Origin of the sequence: Streptomyces echinoruber (assembly GCF_014651135.1) — a bacterium.
Classification (GTDB): Bacteria; Actinomycetota; Actinomycetes; order Streptomycetales; family Streptomycetaceae; genus Streptomyces; species Streptomyces echinoruber.
Window position 1 is genome coordinate 126,135 of the sequence record NZ_BMWH01000018.1, and the last position, 19,623, is coordinate 145,757.

General features: G+C 71.0%; 20 protein-coding genes. 12 read left to right on the plus strand and 8 right to left on the minus strand.

Annotated elements, in window-relative coordinates:
• The first annotated feature begins 74 nt into the window (after nt 1-74).
• The 5 genes from IE225_RS20805 to IE225_RS20825 all read left to right on the plus strand — a co-directional run bounded on the left by IE225_RS20805 (nt 75) and on the right by IE225_RS20825 (nt 4,059).
• Entirely contained in the window at nt 75-1,049 is a 975-nt protein-coding gene (locus IE225_RS20805; RefSeq protein WP_190059091.1) for a ribose-phosphate diphosphokinase, read from the plus strand.
• 229 nt (nt 1,050-1,278) lie between these two features.
• Complete coding sequence (locus IE225_RS20810) at nt 1,279-1,872, plus strand: 50S ribosomal protein L25/general stress protein Ctc (protein WP_190059092.1); 594 nt, start codon at nt 1,279-1,281, stop codon at nt 1,870-1,872.
• Between the two features lie 101 nt (nt 1,873-1,973).
• Nucleotides 1,974-2,576: an aminoacyl-tRNA hydrolase gene (gene pth / locus IE225_RS20815; protein ID WP_190059093.1), complete on the plus strand. Its 603-nt coding sequence runs from the start codon at nt 1,974-1,976 to the stop codon at nt 2,574-2,576.
• Nucleotides 2,577-2,742: 166 nt separating this feature from the next.
• On the plus strand, nt 2,743-3,228 hold the full coding sequence (locus IE225_RS20820; protein ID WP_229879831.1) for a hypothetical protein: 486 nt from the start codon (nt 2,743-2,745) through the stop codon (nt 3,226-3,228).
• Nucleotides 3,229-3,360: 132 nt separating this feature from the next.
• On the plus strand, nt 3,361-4,059 hold the full coding sequence (locus tag IE225_RS20825; RefSeq protein WP_190059095.1) for an LPXTG cell wall anchor domain-containing protein: 699 nt from the start codon (nt 3,361-3,363) through the stop codon (nt 4,057-4,059).
• A gap of 92 nt (nt 4,060-4,151) precedes the next feature.
• Here IE225_RS20825 and ppc read toward each other — a convergent pair whose 3' ends face one another.
• Nucleotides 4,152-6,884: a phosphoenolpyruvate carboxylase gene (gene ppc, locus IE225_RS20830; protein WP_190059096.1), complete on the minus strand. Its 2,733-nt coding sequence runs from the start codon at nt 6,882-6,884 to the stop codon at nt 4,152-4,154.
• A gap of 309 nt (nt 6,885-7,193) precedes the next feature.
• Between ppc and IE225_RS20835 the strand changes: the two genes are divergently transcribed.
• The 3 genes from IE225_RS20835 (at nt 7,194) to IE225_RS20845 (ending at nt 9,618) form a co-directional block, all read left to right on the plus strand.
• Entirely contained in the window at nt 7,194-8,228 is a 1,035-nt protein-coding gene (locus IE225_RS20835) for an acyl-CoA desaturase (protein WP_190059097.1), read from the plus strand.
• 67 nt (nt 8,229-8,295) lie between these two features.
• Complete coding sequence (locus IE225_RS20840) at nt 8,296-8,898, plus strand: TetR/AcrR family transcriptional regulator (RefSeq protein ID WP_229879833.1); 603 nt, start codon at nt 8,296-8,298, stop codon at nt 8,896-8,898.
• Between the two features lie 105 nt (nt 8,899-9,003).
• The gene (locus IE225_RS20845) at nt 9,004-9,618 is read left to right on the plus strand and encodes a Uma2 family endonuclease (RefSeq protein ID WP_190059099.1); all 615 of its coding nucleotides are present in this window, start codon (nt 9,004-9,006) and stop codon (nt 9,616-9,618) included.
• Here the strand turns inward: IE225_RS20845 and IE225_RS20850 are convergent.
• A complete protein-coding gene (locus tag IE225_RS20850; RefSeq protein ID WP_190059100.1) occupies nt 9,605-9,976 on the minus strand; it encodes a VOC family protein in 372 nt (123 codons plus the stop codon). The genes IE225_RS20845 and IE225_RS20850 overlap by 14 nt on opposite strands.
• On the minus strand, nt 9,976-10,791 hold the full coding sequence (locus IE225_RS20855; RefSeq protein ID WP_190059101.1) for a trans-aconitate 2-methyltransferase: 816 nt from the start codon (nt 10,789-10,791) through the stop codon (nt 9,976-9,978). The genes IE225_RS20850 and IE225_RS20855 overlap by 1 nt, the downstream gene beginning before the upstream one ends.
• A gap of 123 nt (nt 10,792-10,914) precedes the next feature.
• Between IE225_RS20855 and tamR the strand changes: the two genes are divergently transcribed.
• Entirely contained in the window at nt 10,915-11,412 is a 498-nt protein-coding gene (gene tamR / locus IE225_RS20860) for a MarR family transcriptional regulator TamR (protein WP_190059102.1), read from the plus strand.
• Here the strand turns inward: tamR and IE225_RS20865 are convergent.
• Nucleotides 11,371-12,150, minus strand: a complete 780-nt coding sequence (locus IE225_RS20865; RefSeq protein WP_190059103.1) for a helix-turn-helix transcriptional regulator — start codon at nt 12,148-12,150, stop codon at nt 11,371-11,373. The genes tamR and IE225_RS20865 overlap by 42 nt on opposite strands.
• Nucleotides 12,151-12,368: 218 nt before the next feature.
• Between IE225_RS20865 and IE225_RS20870 the strand changes: the two genes are divergently transcribed.
• On the plus strand, nt 12,369-12,824 hold the full coding sequence (locus tag IE225_RS20870; protein ID WP_190059104.1) for a GNAT family N-acetyltransferase: 456 nt from the start codon (nt 12,369-12,371) through the stop codon (nt 12,822-12,824).
• 38 nt (nt 12,825-12,862) lie between these two features.
• On the opposite strand, the gene galK is transcribed toward IE225_RS20870, so the two are convergent.
• The 3 genes from galK to galT all read right to left on the minus strand — a co-directional run bounded on the left by galK (nt 12,863) and on the right by galT (nt 16,156).
• A complete protein-coding gene (gene galK, locus IE225_RS20875; RefSeq protein WP_190059105.1) occupies nt 12,863-14,053 on the minus strand; it encodes a galactokinase in 1,191 nt (396 codons plus the stop codon).
• A gap of 82 nt (nt 14,054-14,135) precedes the next feature.
• Nucleotides 14,136-15,098, minus strand: a complete 963-nt coding sequence (gene galE, locus IE225_RS20880) for a UDP-glucose 4-epimerase GalE (protein WP_190059106.1) — start codon at nt 15,096-15,098, stop codon at nt 14,136-14,138.
• Nucleotides 15,095-16,156, minus strand: a complete 1,062-nt coding sequence (gene galT / locus IE225_RS20885) for a galactose-1-phosphate uridylyltransferase (RefSeq protein WP_190059107.1) — start codon at nt 16,154-16,156, stop codon at nt 15,095-15,097. Before galT ends, galE begins: the two co-directional genes overlap by 4 nt.
• A 184-nt stretch (nt 16,157-16,340) precedes the next feature.
• Between galT and IE225_RS20890 the strand changes: the two genes are divergently transcribed.
• Both IE225_RS20890 and IE225_RS20895 read left to right on the plus strand, forming a co-directional pair.
• A complete protein-coding gene (locus IE225_RS20890; protein WP_190059108.1) occupies nt 16,341-18,047 on the plus strand; it encodes a sodium:solute symporter family protein in 1,707 nt (568 codons plus the stop codon).
• A gap of 21 nt (nt 18,048-18,068) precedes the next feature.
• Nucleotides 18,069-18,446 (plus strand): hypothetical protein, encoded by a 378-nt coding sequence (locus IE225_RS20895; protein WP_190059109.1) that lies wholly within the window; start codon nt 18,069-18,071, stop codon nt 18,444-18,446.
• Between the two features lie 175 nt (nt 18,447-18,621).
• Here IE225_RS20895 and IE225_RS20900 read toward each other — a convergent pair whose 3' ends face one another.
• Complete coding sequence (locus IE225_RS20900) at nt 18,622-19,344, minus strand: response regulator transcription factor (protein WP_190059110.1); 723 nt, start codon at nt 19,342-19,344, stop codon at nt 18,622-18,624.
• Nucleotides 19,345-19,623 lie beyond the last annotated feature (279 nt).

Below are 19,623 nucleotides of genomic sequence, written 5' to 3' on the forward strand. Positions count from 1 at the left end.
TGCATCCCCCGTATTGCCCCCATGTCGCTCTTTTTCAGCCACACCCAGCTGCGAACCTCTGAGGAGACTGTGCTGTGACCGGGATCAAGACGACCGGCGAGAAGAAGTTGATGTTCTTCTCCGGCCGCGCCCACCCCGAGCTTGCCGAGGAGGTCGCCCACGAGCTGGGTGTCGGGGTTGTGCCGACGAAGGCCTTCGATTTCGCCAACGGTGAGATTTATGTGCGTTATCAGGAGTCGGCGCGTGGTGCCGACTGCTTCTTGATCCAGAGCCATACGGCTCCGATCAACAAGTGGATCATGGAGCAGTTGATCATGATCGATGCTCTGAAGCGGGCGTCGGCGCGCTCCATCACCGTCATCGTGCCGTTCTACGGTTACGCGCGGCAGGACAAGAAGCACCGGGGCCGTGAGCCGATTTCGGCGCGTCTGATCGCGGATCTGATGAAGACGGCCGGTGCGGACCGGCTGCTGGCGGTGGATCTGCACACGGATCAGATCCAGGGTTTCTTCGACGGTCCGGTGGACCACTTGTTCGCGTTGCCGCTGCTGGCGGACTATGTGGGCAACAAGGTGGACCGCAACAAGCTGACGATCGTTTCGCCGGACGCGGGCCGGGTGCGGGTGGCGGACCGGTGGTGCGACCGGTTGGGGGCTCCGCTGGCGATCGTGCACAAGCGCCGTGACAAGGACGTGGCGAACCAGGTGACGGTGCACGAGGTCGTCGGTGATGTGAAGGGACGTATCTGCGTCCTGGTGGACGACATGGTGGACACCGGCGGCACGATCTGTGCGGCGGCGGACGCCCTGTTCGCGCACGGTGCTCAGGACGTGATCGTGACGGCGACGCACGGTGTGCTGTCGGGTCCGGCGGCGGACCGGCTGAAGAATTCGAAGGTGAGCGAGTTCGTGTTCACGAACACGCTGCCGACGCCGGGTGAGCTGGAGCTGGACAAGATCACGGTGTTGTCGATCGCGCCGACGATCGCGAGCGCGGTGCGCGAGGTGTTCGAGGATGGTTCGGTGACGAGCCTGTTCGACGAGCAGTGAGGCGTCGTCGGCTGCGCCCGGCTGTCGCCGGCCGCGTCTGATCGCCTGGTCGTCTGATCGATTTTTCCGCGGCCTCCTTCGCCGAGTATCCTGCTGGGGTTGCTCGGCGAGGGAGGCCGTACCGCTTCGGAAGAGGCTCTACGGTGGTCCGTTATCGACGCGCGCTCTTCGTAGCAGGCCGTTCGGCCGGGTGACCCTGTCCGTTCGTGAAGTCCTACGAGGAGTGAAGATGTCCGAGGTGAAGCTCACCGCCGAGACGCGTACCGAGTTCGGCAAGGGTGCCGCGCGTCGTATTCGCCGTGCCCACAAGGTGCCGGGTGTGCTGTACGGGCACGGTGCGGACCCGGTGCACCTGACGTTCCCGGGTCATGACCTGCTGCTGGCGCTGCGTACGCCGAACGTTCTGATCAGCCTGGACATCGACGGGCAGCGCAGCGAGCTGGCGATTCCGAAGGCGGTGCAGCGCGACCCGCTGAAGGGTTTCCTGGAGCACGTGGACCTGCTGCTGGTCAAGCGGGGCGAGAAGGTCACGGTCGAGGTGCCGGTGCACACCGAGGGTGAGCTGGCTCCGGGCGGCAACCTGCTGGAGCACCTGCTGGACGCGCTGCCGGTCGAGGCCGAGGCCACGCACATCCCGGAGGCGGTGACGGTGTCGGTCGAGGGTCTGTCGGCCGGTGACACCATTCACGCCAAGGACATCGAGCTGCCGCAGGGCGTGACGCTGGCGACGGACGGCGAGACGGCCGTGCTGCAGGTTGTGGCGAGCCAGAGTGAGGCGCCGGCCGAGGGCGAGGGTGAGGGCGAAGAGGGCGCGGAGGCCTGATCCCTCGCGGTTCTCGCGAGTTCGCGATCTTTTCGCGGTCATCGTTTTGTCGTCAGCCGTCGTTCCCGTTGGGGGCGGCGGCTGACGCGTATGAAGGAGACATGCTGGTGACGACCGATGCCGGTGCCCCGTGGCTGATCGTGGGGCTGGGCAATCCGGGGCCGGAGTACGCGATGAACCGGCACAACGTCGGGTTCATGGTGGTGGATCTGCTGGCGGAGCGGATGGGGGGCCGGTTCAAGCGGGCGGCGAAGGCGCAGGCGCAGGTCGTCGAGGGCCGGCTCGGTCCTGTCGGCCCGGGCGGCCGGCGGGTGGTGCTGGCGAAGCCGATGTCGTACATGAACTTGTCGGGCGGTCCGGTGAAGGCGCTGGCGGAGTTCTACAAGGTGCCGCTGGAGCGGGTGGTGGCGGTGCACGACGAGTTGGACATCGGGTACGGGACGCTGCGGCTGAAGCTGGGTGGCGGGGACAACGGTCACAACGGGCTGAAGTCGGTGACGAAGGCGCTGGGTGCCGGTTATCACCGGGTGCGGTTCGGGATCGGGCGGCCGCCGGGGCGGATGCAGGTGGCGGACTTCGTGCTGAAGGACTTCTCGGCGGCGGAGCGCAAGGAGCTGGACTATTTCGTGGACCGGGCGGCGGACGCGGTGGAGTGCCTGGTGGCGGAGGGGTTGGAGCGGGCGCAGAGCGCGTACAACTCCTGAGCGGGGCGCGGAGGTCCGGGCGGGGCGCCGGGGTTCGCGGGGCTCCCGGGCGGGGGTGCAAGGGGTGCGGGGGCGCAAGGGGGCGCGGGGGCGCAGGGGGTGCATCTGCTGACATTCCGCTCGGCGCGTTTGACCGGGAGCCAAGGCATGGCCAATGATCCCGGCCATGCCTTCTGCCGTCTTCTCCTCTCCGGCCGCCGGGGCGGTGCTGCGGTGCGGACAGCGCGCGGTGATGGGCGTGGTCGCGGCGCTGCTGGTGGTCGGGGGTGTGTGGGCGTCGTGGGGTACGGCGCAGCACGTGATGCTGACCAAGGGCCGGGAGCGCGGCACGGTGACGGTGACGCGCTGCGGTGCCGAGACGTGTACGGGGCCGTTCCGGCCGCTGTCGCCGGGGGTGGCGCGGGACCGGGTGGTGGTGGACCGGTCGGCCGGGGTGCGGGCGGGGCGGACGTACACGGTGGTCGTCAAGCCGAACTCCGACCGGGCGGTGCGTTCGGGTCCGGCGGGGGTGCTGTTCGCGTGGGTCCCGCTCGGGGGTGCGCTGCTGCTGGCGTCGGTCGTGGTGGCCGGGGGGATGCGGCTGAGGCGGACGGCGTGGGTGCTGGCGGGGGCCGGGGTGGCGCTGCTGACGGCGGCTTTTGTGGCCGTCTGACCCTTGCGCCCCAGCTGTCGGTTGTGATGCCCGTGACTGTTGTGTGTTCGTGATTGTCCTGGGGCGGTCGCGGGTTGGATGCTGAGCCGCCACCCCCATATTCCTCGTCGCTGACCGAATATGGACTGCCCCATGCACCACCTCATCCGCGCCGGCGCGCTGGCCGCCGGTGTCTCGACGACGCTGCTGTTCGCGTCCGCCGCGCACGCCACCGCTCCCGGCGACAACGGCACGGTGAAGATCCATGATGCGGCCACGGGTGCGGAGCTGCGCCGCAACGAACCGCATGTGTGCGCCTTCTACCTGGACGCCTTCGGTTTCGACGGCGCCCAGCGGGTCGACTGGCACATCGACGTCTGGGCCCCGGCCGCCAGGGCGAAGGGCGAGAGCGTGAAGTCCGGCTCGATCACCCTGGACGCCGAGGGCCACGGCCGTACGCAGGACATGAAGCTGCCCGACGGGCACTACAAGCTGTTCTGGAACTTCGACGGGGAGAAGGGCGCGGCCAAGCACAAGGTGTTCTGGTCGGAGTGCGGAGAGCAGCAGGGCGGCGGTTCGACGCCCGGGACGTCCGCCTCCGCGTCCACGTCCGCCTCCGCGTCCGCGTCGTCCTCTTCCTCGTCCTCGCCGTCCGCCTCGCCCTCGCCGTCGGTCTCCGCGTCCGCCTCCGCCGGTGCGGCGTCCTCGGCCTCCTCGCCGTCCGCGCCGGGCGGCGGCCTCGCCGAGACCGGCGGCAGCGCCCCGGTCGGGATGCTGTCGGGCGTGGCGGCGGCGCTGGTCGCGGCGGGCGGCTGGCTGCTGCTGCGGCGTCGGCACGCGTCCCGCGGCTGAGCAGCGGCGCGGGAGGTGCGTACCGGGCGCACGGCATGACGGTGCCCCGGGCTCGTACGAGCCCGGGGCACCGTCCTTTTCCGCGGGGTGTGTCAGCCGGTGTTGCGCAGGCCGGCCGCCACGCCGTTGACGGTGAGCAGCAGGGCGCGGCTGAGGAGCGGGTCGGGCTGTTCGCCGCGGGCGGCCGCGTCGCGCTGCCGCTTGAGGAGGGTGACCTGGAGGTAGGAGATCGGGTCGAGGTAGGCGTCGCGGATGGCGAACGTCTGCTTCAGTACCGGCTGGTGGTCCAGGAGTTCCTTTTCGCCGGTGACCTTGAGGACCTCGCTGACGGTGAGGTCGTGTTCGGCCTGGATGGTGTCGAAGATGTGCTTGAGCTCGTCGGGGACGAGGGTGTCGACGTAGTGCTTGGCGATGCGCAGGTCGGTCTTGGCGAGGGTCATCTCGACGTTGGAGATGAAGTTGCGGAAGAAGTGCCACTGCTGGTGCATCTCTTCCAGCACGGTGTCCAGGCCGGCCTCGCGCAGTGCCTTCAGGCCGGAGCCGACGCCGAACCAGCCGGGGACGATCTGCCGGGACTGGGTCCAGCCGAACACCCACGGGATGGCCCGCAGGCCGTCCAGGCCGGCGCCGGAGTCGGGCCTGCGGGAGGGGCGGGAGCCCAGGTGCAGGTCGGCGAGCTGGTCGACGGGGGTGGAGGCGAAGAAGTAGGCGGGCAGGTCGGGGTCCTCCACCAGGCGCCGGTAGGCGGCGTGGGCGGCGTCGGAGACGACGTCCATGGCGGCGTCCCAGCGGGCGAGGGCCTCGTCGGACTGGCGGGGGGCGGTGTGCAGGGCGGAGGCCTGCAGGGTGGCCGCGACCGTCAGTTCCAGGTTTTCCCGGGCCAGGGAGGGGATGAGGTACTTGTCGGAGATGACCTCGCCCTGCTCGGTGACCTTGATCTCGCCTTCCAGGGTGCCCCAGGGCTGGGCGAGGATGGCGTCGTGGGTGGGGCCGCCGCCGCGGCCGACGGTGCCGCCGCGGCCGTGGAAGAGGCGCAGCCTGACGCCGTAGCGGTGGGCGACGTCGCGCAGGCGGCGCTGGGCGCGGTGGATCTCCCACTGGCTGGTGGTGATGCCGCCGAACTTGGAGGAGTCGGAGTAGCCGAGCATGACCTCCTGCACGTCGCCGCGCAGGGCGACCAGCCGCCGGTAGGAGGGGTCGGAGAGCATGTCCTCCAGGATGGTGTCGGCGGCGCGGAGTTCCTCGGTGGTCTCCAGCAGGGGCACTATGCCGATCTTGGCCCAGCCGGCGTGCAGGTCGATCAGGCCGGCCTCGCGGGCCAGGACGGCGGCGGCGAAGACGTCGTCGGCGCCCTGGCACATGGAGATGATGTAGGACTCGATGACCTCGGGTCCGAAGACTTCCAGGGCCCGCTTGATGGTCTGGAAGGTGCCCAGCGTCTTCGCGCCGGCGGCGTCGACGGGGGCGGGGGTGGGGGCGAGCGGCCGGCGGGAGCGCAGTTCCTTGGCGAGGAGCTTGGCGCGGTAGTCGCGGGGCATGTCGGCGTAGCGCCAGGACTCCTCGCCGAGGCGGTCGAAGAGCTGGCCGAGGGCGTGGTGGTGGGCGTCGGCGTGTTCGCGGACGTCCATGGTGGCCAGTTGCAGGCCGAAGGCGGCCAGGGTGCGGATGGTGCGGTCCAGGCGGCCGTCGGCGAACAGGCTGCCGCGGTGCTCGCGCAGCGAGGTCTGGATGATGCGCAGGTCCTTCAGCAGTTCGCTGGTGCCGAGGTAGTCGCGGCCGGGCTCGTGGGGGGTGCCCTTGGCCAGGCGCTGCTTGGTGTTGATCAGCTTCTGGCGGATGCAGGTGGCCTTGAGCCGGTAGGGCTCCTCGGCGTTGAGCCGCTTGTAGCGGGGGCTGATCTCGGGCAGGTTGTCCAGGTCCTGCTGCAGGGAGGTGAGCAGTTCCTCGGTGGCGCCGGCGTAGCGGATGGAGTTGGACAGAAAGCCGCGGAGCTGGTCGATCGTCTCCAGCGCGTCGTTGATGCCGTGCTCGTGCTGGAGGATGAGCACCTCCCAGGTGACCTCGGGGGTCACGTTGGGGTTGCCGTCGCGGTCGCCGCCGATCCAGGTGCCGAAGGTGAGGGGGCGGGTGTCGTCGGGGAGCTTGACGCCGACGCGTTCCAGTTCGGCGGTGAGGTCCTCCAGGACGTCGCCGACGGCGCCGGCGTGGAGTTCGTCGAGGTAGTAGATGGCGTTGCGGGCCTCGTCGGCGGGTTCGGGGCGGACCACGCGCAGTTCGTCGGTCTGCCAGACGAGGTCGATGTTCTCCGCCAGGCGGATGTCGTGGCGGCGGCGGTCGGCTCCCTGGACGGGGGTTTCCAGGAGTTCGGCGATGCGGCGCAGCTTGTTCAGCACCGAGCGGCGGGCGGCCTCGGTGGGGTGGGCGGTGAAGACCGGGCGGACGTTGAGGTTCTTCACCGTCTGGCGCAGGTGTTCGGGGTCGGCGTCCTTCAGGGCGTCGGCGGTGCGGGCGAGCACGCCGCCCTCGGCGGCGCGCTTGGCGCGCAGTTCGCGGCCGCGGTGGACCTGTTCGGCGATGTTGGCGAGGTGGAAGTAGGTGGAGAAGGCGCGGACCAGCTTGGCCGCGGTCTCCAGTTCGATGCCGCGCAGCAGTTCGGCGGCCGCGTCGCCGTCCTCACGGGTGAGGTGGCGCACCCTTTCGACGAGTTCGAGGACTTCGGGGCCCTCCTGGCGTACGAGGGTCTCACCGAGCAGGTCGCCCAGTCGGCGGATGTCGGCGCGCAGCTCACTGCTGGTCGTGGTGGTCTGGTCGTCGGCACTGCTCACAGGTGCGGCTCCTTGCAGTGTGGAAGCTCTCAGAAGCTGGTTCGAGGCTCGGCTGAAGGGGTACCCGGGGGCCGCACCCGCGCGGTGGAGTCGCATGGGGAGGTGGGCTTCCGGGAAGACATTTCAGAGCGGACCGCGCTGTCCGACCGTTCCAAGGATATGTGTCGGAAGCCACGCGCAGGGCTTTGGGCTCTTGCCGCCGGGCGGCTCACTGCCATACTTACGATGCCGTAGGTTACGGGACCGTAGGAAGAGGTGTGGTCCCGCGATCCGGCACCGCCTCGACATCTCAACCCCACAGGGACGCCCATGACCACGAGCTCCGATGTGATCGAAGACGCCCCGCAGGCGGCTCATCCAGGGAAGGAACCGCAGACCACCGGCTCTCCACTGCCGCCCGGCACGCTGGGCGGGGAGCAGAAGCGCTCGATCGAGCAGATCACGCTGCTGCTGTTCATCACCGTCCCGTTCCTCGCGCTGCTGGCGGCCGTGCCGCTGGCGTGGGGCTGGGGCGTGAGCTGGCTCGACGTCGGCCTGCTGGTGTTCTTCTACTTCCTGGGCTGCCACGGCATCACGATCGGTTTCCACCGCCACTTCACCCACGGTTCGTTCAAGGCCAAGCGGCCTTTGAAGATCGCGCTGGCCATCGCCGGGTCGATGGCGGTCGAGGGGCCGCTGGTGCGCTGGGTGGCCGATCACCGCAAGCACCACAAGTTCTCCGACGCCGAGGGCGACCCGCACTCCCCGTGGCGCTACGGCGAGACCGTGCCCGCGCTGGTGAAGGGCCTGTGGTGGGCGCACGTCGGCTGGATGTTCGACGAGGAGCAGACCCCGCAGGACAAGTACGCCCCCGACCTGCTCAAGGACCGCACGCTGCGGGCGATCTCCCGCCAGTTCGCGCTGTGGACGGCTCTGTCGCTGCTGCTGCCGCCGCTGATCGGCGGGCTGGTGACGATGTCGTGGTGGGGCGCGTTCACCGCGTTCTTCTGGGGGTCCCTCGTCCGGGTGGCGCTGCTGCACCACGTGACGTGGTCGATCAACTCGATCTGCCACGCGGTCGGCAAGCGCCCGTTCAAGTCGCGGGACCGCTCCGGCAACGTGTGGTGGCTGGCGATCCTGTCCTGCGGCGAGTCCTGGCACAACCTGCACCACGCCGACCCGACCTCCGCCCGGCACGGTGTGGAGCGCGGCCAGCTCGACTCCAGTGCGCGTCTGATCCGCTGGTTCGAGCGGCTCGGCTGGGCCTACGACGTGCGCTGGCCGTCACGCTCGCGTATCGATTCGCGCCGCAGCACCGGTGAGGACGCCTCCAGGCGGCGGAAGGAGCCCGCGAAGGCGGCATGATGGTCGCGTGGCGACCGACTCCAGCAATACCAGCGCAGACAAGCCGCGGCGAGCGCGCCGTACCCGTATGACCGGTGCCGAGCGCCGCCAGCAGCTGCTGGAGATCGGTCGCACCCTCTTCGCGGCCAAGGGCTTCGAGGGCACCTCCGTGGAGGAGATCGCGGCGAAGGCCGGGGTGTCCAAACCGGTGGTGTACGAGCACTTCGGCGGCAAGGAGGGGCTGTACGCGGTGGTGGTGGACCGCGAGATGCGGCGCCTGCTGGACATGGTGACCGGCTCGCTGACCGCCGGTCACCCCCGCGAGCTGCTGGAGCAGGCCGCGTTCGCGCTGCTGGACTACATCGAGGAGTCCACGGACGGCTTCCGCATCCTGGTCCGCGACTCCCCCATCCCCCAGTCCACGGGTTCCTTCGCCTCCCTCATCTCCGACATCGCCACGCAGGTGGAGGACATCCTGGGCCGCGAGTTCAAGTCCCGCGGCTTCGATGCCAAGCTCGCCCCGCTGTACGCGCAGGCCCTGGTCGGCATGGTGGCGCTGACCGGGCAGTGGTGGCTGGAGGTGCGCCGCCCGCGCAAGGCGGAGGTCGCCGCGCACCTGGTGAACCTGGCGTGGCACGGCCTGGACGGGCTGGAGCAGAAGCCGCGGCTGATAGGCCACCGCAAGAGCTGAGGAGCCCCCGGCAGGGGGATTCGATCACTCGTTGCGGTGACGGCTCACCGACCGCGGCGATTACCGTGGATACGCAGGCCAGAATCCCGTTCATGGGGGATCACCATGAACGCCGAGCCGACGCCCGAGCCCGCCGACGAGCCCGGCATCCGTTGGCCCGTGTCGCCGCCCGAGGGTTACACGGTCGACGACCTGTTCACGCTGCCCGGCCTCCCGCCGCACACCGAGTTGATCGACGGGAGTCTGGTCTTCGCCGGTCCGCGGCCACGTTTCCACAGTCTGATGATCGACCTGCTGGTCGGTGGACTGCGGTGCTGGGCGCCCGGCGACCTGAAAGTCATGCGGGAGATGACCGTCGTCCTGGACCGCAGGAACGGCCCCGAACCGGACGTCAGCGTGGTGCGCGCGGACTCCGTCACCGGGATGGAGCAGACCCGGTTCGAGGCAGGGGACGTCGTCCTGGCCGTGGAGGTCGTCTCCCCCGATTCCGAGGCGCGTGACCACGACACCAAGCCGCGCAAGTACGCGGCCGCCGGCATCCCGCACTTCTGGCTGGTCGAGATGGCCGAGGGGGATCAGCACCCGGTGGTGCGGACCTATGAGCTCGACCCGGTGACCAGGACGTATGCGGTCACCGGCATCCACCACGACAAACTCGAGCTGTCGGTGCCGTTCGCCGTCGGCATCGACATCACGGCGGCCGCTCTCAGGGAGCTGTAGCCAGGGGCTCCAGGAATTCCAGCCGGTTGCCGACGGGGTCCTCGGAGTAGAAGCGCCGGTGCCCCGGCAGGGCGTCGTCCCAGGTGACGGGGGCGCCGCAGTCGCGCAGCCGCTCGGCGTAGGCGTCGATGCCCGTCACCCGCAGCCCCGGGTGCGCCTTCCGCGCCGGCCGGAAGTCCTCCTCGATGCCGAGGTGGAGGATGACGGTGCCGGAGCGGAACCAGCAGCCGCCGCGCGCGGCGAGCACGGGCGGCTTGGGGATCTCCGTCATGCCGAGCACACCGGCGTAGTACGCCCGCAGCCGTTCCTCCGAGCCGGGCGGCGCGGCCAGTTGCACGTGGTCGACGGCGATGAGCATCACGCCTCCTTCACGGCGACGGCGAACAGGCGCCGGAACGGGAACGGCGTGCCGTGCGGCCCGGCCGGATAGGCCTGGCGCAGGGCGGCCCGGTACTCGGCGAGGAACGCCCGCAGTGTCTCGGGGTCGTCGGCGAGGGCGGTGAGCACGGGCCGCAGCCCGGTGCCCTTGACCCAGTCGAGCACGGGGTCCTCGCCCTGCAGCAGGTGCAGGTACGTCGTCTCCCACACGTCGGCCGTGCAGCCCAGGCCGGTCAGCAGCTCCAGGTAGACGCCCGGGTCGGGGACGGCGTCGGTGTGGCGCAGGACGCCGGCGAGGCGGTCCTCGAAGCGGGCGGAGCGGGCGAGTTCGCGCATGAGGCGGTGGCTGGGCGCGTCGAAGTTGCCGGGCACCTGGAGGGCGAGGACGCCGCCGGGGGTGAGGGCCGCGATCCAGTCGGCGAACCGCTCGGTGTGCCCCGGCACCCACTGCAGGGCGGCGTTGGTGACGATCAGGTCGTGCGGCTCGGCCGGCGTCCAGGTGCGCACGTCGGCGTGGGCGAAGTCCAGCCGTCCGCCGCCGCGGGTGTCCCCCGCGTACTGCTGGGCGCGCCGCAGCATCTCGGCGGAGGTGTCGTAGCCGGTGATGCGGGCGGCGGGCCAGCGGTCGGCGAGGAGGGCGGTGACGTTGCCGGCGCCGCAGCCCAGGTCGGCGATGCGGGGCGCGTCGGCGGGAAGGCCGGGGATACGGGCGAGGAGGTCGGTGAAGGGGCGGGTGCGGTGGTCGGCGTGGCGCAGGTACTGGGCGGGGTCCCAGGTGGGGTCGGCGGTGGGCATGGGAGTCTCCCGAGGGGAACCGGTGACGGGCGGTGCGGGTCCAGCCTCCCGCCCTGATATCTCGATGTCAAGATAATCGTCATCAAGAGACTTAACGTCGACACAACCACTACACTGATCGCCATGGAGGACGAGGTCGATCGGCTGGTCGCGGCGTGGCGCCGGGAGCGCCCCGACCTCGACGTGGAACCGCTCGAGGTGCTCAGCCGGGTGAGCCGGCTCGCCCGGCACCTGGACCGGGCGCGTCGGCTGGCGTTCGCCGAGCACAGCCTGGAGCCGTGGGAGTTCGACGTCCTGACGGCGCTGCGCCGCGCGGGGACGCCGTACCAGCTCTCCCCCGGCCAGCTCCTGACGCAGACGCTGGTGACGTCCGGCACGATGACCAACCGTATCGACCGCCTGGCCAAGAAGGGCCTGGTGGAGCGGCTGCCCGACCCCAGCGACCGGCGCGGGGTGCTGGTCCGGCTCACCGGGGAGGGCCGCGACCGCGCCGACCAGGCGCTGGCCGGCCTGCTGGAGCAGGAGCGGGCGATCCTGGCGGAGCTGTCCCCGGCCCAGCGCACCGAGCTGGCCGGTCTGCTACGCCAGTTGACCGCCCCGTTCGACAACATCCCCGGCTAGATCCCCGGCCAGGTCGATCGGCCCGACTCCGGCGCGCCGGGCGAGCGCGACGGCGGCCAGCGTGGAGTGCACGCCCAGCTTGCCCAGCACGTTCTGCATGTGGGTGCGCACGGTGTGCGGGGAGAGGAACAGCCGCTCGGCGACGGCCTTGCGGCCCAGCCCGGCGACCATGCAGCGCAGCACCTCCCGCTCGCGCGGGGTGAGCGACTCCACCAGCCGCTCGCTCTCCGTGCGGTGCCGCCGGGCCGCGGTCAGCTCCCGCAGCACCCCGGTGAGCAGGGCGGGCGGCAGGTGGGTCTCGTCGCGCAGCACCCCGCGGATGACGGTGAGCAGCCGGGACAGGGAGCAGTCCTTGGCCACCCACCCGCCGGCCCCGGCCTGCAGGGCGAGCGCGGCCCGGCGCGGGTCGTCCTTCTCGGCGAGTACGACGGTCCGCACCCCCGGCTGCGCCCGGCGCACCCCCGCGACCAGCGAGATCCCGTCGACGACGCCGTCCTCGCCCGCCTCCCCGACCGGCACCGCGGCCCGCACGCCCGGGGTGCCGGCGCCCAGGTCGGCGTCGACGAGCAGCACGTCGAACCGGCGGCCCTCGGCGGCCGCCCGCTCCAGGCAGCGCAGGGCGGCCGGACCGGAGCCGGCCGCGGACACCTCGACGTCGGGCTCGGCGGCCAGGGCCGCGGCGAGGGACTCGGCGAAGATGCGGTGGTCGTCGACGACCAGGACTCGGATACGCACCACTGAAAACCCCCACTGTCCGGAGACGGGTCCGGATGGTCCAAGGACGCGTCGGTGCCGTGCAGGAACTGCTACCCCCGCTTCCGGTTCCGTACCCGGCCGTCCCGGCCCCCCTGATCCACGCCGGCCCCCACCGGCGCTGCTCTCAGAGTACGGACGGGGGCGGAGAGGGGAAGACGATTCACGGAACTGGCCCTCTTGCGGCGTCTAGGGTGTGCCGCATGTTTCGTATCGAGGCAGAAGTCGACAACGAACGGCGCGCTCTGCTCCGCTCCCGCCTGCGCGACACGAACACGGCGGCCTCCCCCGTCCTGGCCGCGCTGCGCGACACCCCCGCGGCCCGCGAGGTGCCCCTGCACGTCTGGGCGACGGACGGCACCGGCGACCTCGCCGGCGGGCTGGTCGGCCACACCTGGGCCGGCTGGCTGCACGTCACCTACCTGTGGGTCGCCGCACCCCACCGGGGCGCCGGCCTGGGCTCGCGCCTGCTGGCCCGCGCGGAGACCATCGCCGCCCGCGACCGCGGCTGCCGCGCCGCCCGCCTGGAGACCTGGGACTTCCAGGCCCCGGACTTCTACCGCAAGCAGGGCTACGAGGTGGTGGCGGTGATCCCCGACTACCCGCCGGGGATCACCGAGTACACGCTGACCAAGCAGCTCACCCGATGTACACGCTGACCCAGCAGCTCACCCGATGTACACGCTGCCCCAGCAGCTCACCCGATCCGCCGCGCCCCCGCCGACGGCACCGCGGTGAACACCCGCGGCGCGGTGCGGCCGGCCGCGGCGAAGGCGTCCTGGACGGCCTTCGTCAGGGCCTCCACGTCCGCCTCCCGCACCAGCACGATCGCACAGCCGCCGAAGCCGCCGCCGGTCATGCGGGCCCCCAGCGCGCCCGCGGCGTTGGCGGTGTCGACGACCAGGTCCAGCTCGGGGCAGGAGATGCGGAAGTCGTCGCGCAGCGAGGCGTGGCCCTCCGTCAGGACCGGGCCGATCGCGTGCGTCTCGCCCGCCTGCAGCAGGGACACCACGCGCTCCACGCGGTGGTTCTCGGTGACGACGTGGCGGACCAGGCGGCGCACCTCCTCCTCGTCGCCCAGCCGCTCCAGCGCCGCCTCCAGTTCCTCGAAGGCGACGTCCCGCAGGGCGTCCACACCCAGCAGGGCCGCGCCCTTCTCGCAGCCGGCGCGGCGCCTGCCGTACTCGCCGCCGCTGTGGGCGTGCTGGACGCGGGTGTCGACGACCAGCAGCCGCAGCCCGTGCGCGGTCGGGTCGAAGGGGACCTGGCGCTGGGACAGGTCGCGGGTGTCGAGGAACAGGGCGTGGCCGTCCTGGCAGCATGCCGACGCCGTCTGGTCCATGATGCCGGTCGGGGCGCCGACGTAGACGTTCTCCGCGCGCTGGCACAGGCGGGCCAACTGCCAGCCCTTCAGGCCCAGTTCGTACAGGTCGTTCAGGGCCAGGGCCACCACGACCTCCAGCGCCGCCGACGACGACAGGCCCGCGCCCACCGGAACGGTCGAGGCCAGGTGGACGTCGGCGCCGGTCACCTCGTGCCCGGCCGCGCGCAGCGCCCACACCACGCCCGCCGGGTAGGCCGTCCACTCCCGGTCGGAGGCGGGGGTCAGGTCCGCCACGCGCAGTTCGACGACGCCGCCGGTCCCGCCCGCCGCGCCCGTCGCGCCTGCGATGTCCTGCGAGTGCAGGCGCAGCACGCCGTCCGTGCGGCGCGACACCGCCGCCACCGTGGTGTGCGGCAGGGCGAACGGCATGACGAAGCCGTCGTTGTAATCGGTGTGCTCGCCGATCAGGTTGACCCGGCCCGGCGCCGCCCACACCCCCTCCGGGTCCGCCCCGTACAGCTCTCGGAACCGCTCGGCGACGGTCCCCGCGGCAGCCTCGCTCATCCCTGACCCCTGACCTTTCCTGTGTGTCCTACTCAGCGCAGCTACCTCGGCGCGGCTACTCGGCGCAGCTGCTTCGGTGCGGCTACCGAGCGCGCCGCTGCGCGAACTCCCAGGCGTCCCTGACGATGCCCGCCAGGTCGGCGCGGGAGGGGTTCCAGCCCAGCTTCTCGCGGGCGGTGTCGGCGGAGGCCACCAGGACGGCCGGGTCGCCGCCGCGGCGCGGGGCGATCACCTCCGGGATCGGGTGGCCGGTGACCCGGCGGACCGTCTCGACGACCTCGCGCACGGAGAAGCCGTTGCCGTTGCCGAGGTTGCAGATCAGGTGCTCGCCGGGCTCGGCGGCGTCCAGGGCGAGCAGGTGGGCCTCGGCCAGGTCCGCCACGTGGATGTAGTCGCGGATGCAGGTGCCGTCCGGCGTCGGGTAGTCGTCGCCGTAGATGGAGATCGCCTCCCGCCTGCCCTGCGCGACCTGCAGCACCAGCGGGATGAGGTGCGACTCGGGGTCGTGGCGCTCGCCGTACGCGCCGTAGGCGCCGGCCACGTTGAAGTAGCGCAGGGAGACCGCGCCCAGGCCGTGGGCGGCCGCCTCACCGGTGATCATGTGGTCGACGGCCAGCTTGGAGGCGCCGTAGGGGTTGGTGGGCCGGGTGGGGGCGGTCTCGACGATCGGGACCTGCTCCGGCTCGCCGTAGGTGGCCGCCGTGGAGGAGAAGACGAGCCGGCGCACGCCCGCGGCGCGCATCGCCTCCAGCAGCGCCATGGTGCCGCCGACGTTGTTGTCCCAGTACTTCTCCGGCTTCACCACCGACTCGCCGACCTGCGAGAACGCGGCGAAGTGCAGCACGCCGTCGTAGGAGTCGTCCAGCCACTTGGCGGCGTCGCGGATGTCGCCCTCGATGAAGGCCGCCCCCGCGGGCACCCCCTCGCGGAACCCCGTCGAGAGGTTGTCCAGGACGGTGACCTCGTGGCCGGCCTCCAGCAGGTGCTGGGCGACCACGCTGCCGATGTATCCCGCGCCGCCCGTGACCAGATACTTGCCGCTCATGAACCAGCTACCTCTCGCAGTCGTTCGGCCGCGCGCTCCGGCGGCACGTCGTTGATGAACACGCTCATGCCGGATTCGGAACCCGCGAGGAACTTCAGCTTGCCGGAGGTTCGGCGGATGGTGAAAAGCTCGAGGTGGAGCGCGAACTCGTCGCGTGTGACGCCCTCGTACCCCTCCAGCCGGCCGAACGGGGCCTGGTGCCAGGCGGCGATGTACGGCGTCGGGGGCTCCCCTTCGCCGAAGATCCGGTCGAAGCGCCTCAAGAGGTCCAGGTAGATCCGGGGGAACTCGGCGCGGGCCGCCTCGTCGAGCGCGAGCAGGTCGGGGACGCGGCGCCGGGGGTACAGGTGGACCTCGTAGGGCCAGTGCGCCGCGTACGGCACGAAGGCCACCCAGTGTTCACCCGCCAGGACGACCCGCTCCCCGGCGCGTTCCCTCTCCAGGACGACGTCGAAGAGGTTCTCGCCGCCGGACGTCGCCTTGTGGGCTGCGAGGGAGCGCAGCATCAGCGCGGTGCGGGGGGTGAGGAAGGGGTAGGCGTAGATCTGCCCGTGGGGATGCTGGAGGGTCACGCCGATCTCCGCGCCCCGGTTCTCGAAACAGAACACCTGCTTCACGGAGGGCAGATGCGACAGCTCGGCGGTGCGGTCGGTCCAGGCGTCCAGGACCAGGCGCGCCTGCTCCTCGCTCAGGTCGGCGAAGGAGGCGTCGTGGTCGGGGGTGAAGCACACCACCTCGCAGCGGCCGCAGTCGCCGGCCAGGGAGGGGAAGCGGTTCTCGAAGACCACGACGTCGTAGGAGGAGCCGGGGATCTCGCTGAGCCGCTCGCCGCGGGACGGGCACAGGGGGCACTGGTCGGCCGGCGGGTGGTAGGTGCGGCCCTGCCGGTGCGAGGCGATCGCGACCGAGTCGCCGAGCAGCGCGTCGTGGCGGATTTCGGAGCGCGTGACGGTCCGTTCGAGCGGGCGGCGGTCCACGGCGTCCCGCACGGTGTCGTCGCGCAGGTCGTAGTAGATCAGCTCGCGTCCGTCCGCCAGCCGGGTCGAGGTCTTCTTCACTCCGGACTCCCTGTGGCCTTGGCTCCCCACCCAATCACCCAACACAATCAAACATAACACACCACAACCGATCAGAGACTTTCCCATCACAATCAAACAAAGACCTTCATCAAAAGTGTTCACATACTGAACGCCGAGACGTAGGTTCCGCTCAGGATCAGTTCGCGCAACGAAGCGAGTACGCATGCAGACCCCTACATATCTGGCGGCGGAGCTACGGCTCCCGACGAACGGGCTGGACTACACGATCCTCGCGATCTACTTCGCCGTGGTCCTCGGCATCGGCTTCGCCGCCCGCCGCTCGGTCAAGACCAGCCTCGACTTCTTCCTCTCCGGACGCTCGCTGCCGGCCTGGATCACCGGCCTGGCGTTCATCTCCGCCAACCTGGCCGCCACCGAGATCATGGGCATGGCCGCCAACAGCGCCCAGTACGGCGCGTACACCGTGCACTGGTACTGGATCGGCGCCATCCCGGCCATGGTCTTCCTGGGCCTGGTGATGATGCCGTTCTACTACGGCTCCAAGGTCCGCTCCGTGCCGGAGTTCCTGCTGCTGCGCTTCGACCGGGGAGCGCACCTGCTGAGTTCGATCCTGTTCGCCTTCGCGGCCATCCTCATCTCCGGCGTCAACCTCTACGCCCTCGCGATCGTCGTCGAGGCGCTGCTGGGCTGGCCGCAGTGGGTGGCGATCGTCGTCGCCGGCTTCTTCGTGCTGGCGTACATCACCCTGGGCGGCCTGTCGTCGGCGATCTACAACGAGGTGCTGCAGTTCTTCGTGATCCTCGCCGCCCTCATCCCGATCGTCGCGCTGAGCCTGAAGAAGGTCGGCGGCTGGGACGGCCTGACCGACAAGCTCACCGCCGAGCACGGCGCGAACTTCACCACCGCCTGGGGCGGCACCGGCATCGGCAGCCCCAACCCGCTGGGCGCCAACTGGCTGACCATCGTCCTCGGCCTCGGCTTCGTGCTGTCCTTCGGCTACTGGACGACCAACTTCGCCGAGGTGCAGCGCGCGCTGTCCGCGAAGAACCTCTCCGCCGCCCAGCGCACCCCGCTCATCGCCGCCTTCCCGAAGATCTTCATCGTCTTCCTGGTGATGATCCCCGGCCTGGCCGCCGCCGCGCTCGTGCCGAAGATCGGCACCTCCGGCTCCGACCTGCAGTACAACGACGCCATCCCCTACCTGATGCAGGAGCTGCTGCCCAACGGCGTGCTCGGCATCGCGGTCACCGGCCTGCTGGCGGCGTTCATGGCGGGCATGGCGGCCAACGTGTCGTCCTTCAACACCGTGTTCACCAACGACATCTGGAGCAGGTACGTCGTCAAGGGCCGCGAGGACTCCTACTACGTGCGCTTCGGCCGGATCATCACCGCCATCGGCGTGCTCGCCTCGATCGGGACGGCGTTCCTGGCCTCGTCGTTCTCGAACATCATGGCCTACCTGCAGACGCTGTTCTCCTTCTTCAACGTGCCGATGTTCGTCGTCTTCATCGTCGGCATGTTCTGGAAGCGCGCGTCGATGAAGTCCGGCTTCTGGGGTCTGCTCGCCGGCACCACGGCGGCGATGGTGAACTACTTCGTCCTCTACAAGCAGGGCATCGTCGACATCCCCTCCGACCAGGGCGCCAACTTCGTCTCCGCGATCGCCGGCTTCGTGGCCGGCGCGGTGGTGATGTTCGTCGTGTCGCTGTTCACCAAGCCGCGCACCGAGGAGCAGCTCCAAGGACTCGTCTACGGCACCCTCCCCCAGACTTCGTCCGGGGGCACCCCCATCCCCGGCATGTCCGAGCCTCCCGCCGCCGGCGACGACGCCTGGTACCGCAGGCCCGCGCTGCTCGGCTGGAGCGCGATCGTCCTGGCCGCCCTGTGCTACATCCCGTTCTCGCTCTGACCGCGGGAGGATTGAAGGACCATGGCTGACAACCCCGGCACCCCCGAGAACTCCGGGTACTCCGGCTTCTCCGAGCACTCCGAGCACTCCGAGTACTCCGAGCAGGACGTCCTGCGGGAGGTCTCCGAGCTGGAGCAGAAGTCCGCGACCGCGGCCCGCATCTTCGACCTGCGGCGCATCATCGGCGGCCTGTTCGTGCTCTACGGCGTCATCGTCACGATCGCCGGCCTCACCGCCTCCGACGCCGCGATCCACAAGGCCGTGGGCGTGAACATCAACCTGTGGACCGGCATCGGCATGCTGCTCCTCGGCGTCTTCTTCCTGGTCTGGATGAAGCTGCGCCCGCCGGCCCCGCCGCCGGTGGAGGAGCTGCTGGAGGAGCGGAAGCAGGCGGAGTGACGGCGGGCGGCGCCGGACCGGGGCGGCCCGGCGCCGCCCGGTTCGTGACCTGATCCCTGAGCGGCCCGGCCTCCCGCGGGGCCGGGGCCGAAGGCCGGCTCCGGGGCCGAAGGCCGCCCGGGGCCGAAGGCCGCCCGGTCCCGTCGGCCGCCCGGTCCCGTCGGCCGCCCGGTCCCTAGAGTTCCGGCCGGCCGTCCCCGGTGCCGGCCGGGTCCGCCTGCCGCACGCGGGCGAGCGGGCCCGCGCGGTCCAGCAGGCCCGTGCGGGCCGCCAGGGCGGCCGCCTCCAGACGGGAGCCGACGTTGAGCTTCATCAGGACGCGCTGCACGTGGGTGCGGGCGGTGGAGGGGGCGATGCCCATGCCCGCGGCGATGAGCCGGGTGTCCTCGCCCTCGGCGACCCGGACCAGCACCTCGACCTCCCGCGGGGTGAGCATCTGCAGCAGCCGCCGGCCCTCGTCGTCGGGCTGCTCGGCGGGGTTGAGCAGCTCCGCGAACGCGTCCTGCAGAAGCTGCGGGGCGACGGCCGCCTCGCCCGCCCGCGCCTTCGTCATCGCCCGCTCCACGCCCTCGATGCGCTCGTCGTGCCGTACGTAGCCCGAGGCGCCCGCGGCGAACGCGGCGGCGATGCCGCGCGGGCTGGGCACCGGGCCCAGGACGACCACGGCGACCTGCGGACGCTCCCGCTTGATCTTCGCCACCGGGTCGAACGTGCCGGGCTCGGCCGGCGTCGCCGTGCCCAGCAGGCACACCTCCGGCACGCGCGCGATCACCAGGTCCGCCGCGCCCGCGACCGGCGCGGCCGCGGCCAGCACCCGGTGGCCCCGCAGCTTCAGCGCCGAGGCCAGCGCCTCGGCGTGCAGACGGTGGTCGTCGACCACCATGAGCCGCACTCCCATCGAGCAACCCCCCAGTCCCACCCCGTGGCCGCCCACCAGGGCCGCCCACTGGTCCGGCGGGCGAAGAGGTCTCCCCGCCCTCCTCGCCCGCCGTACACCCGGTCCGATCCACCGGAAGCTACACGCTCGTTCGACGTCGCGCTGCCCCTACCGGCGAGAAGCGTCCCGGATCGTCGAAATTCCTCGCTATTCCTCGCCATTCCCCGCCGTTTCCCGCTTCCCTCACCTTTCCCTGCTTTCCTCGCCTTCCGCACCTTCCGTGCTTTCGGGGACGGCGGG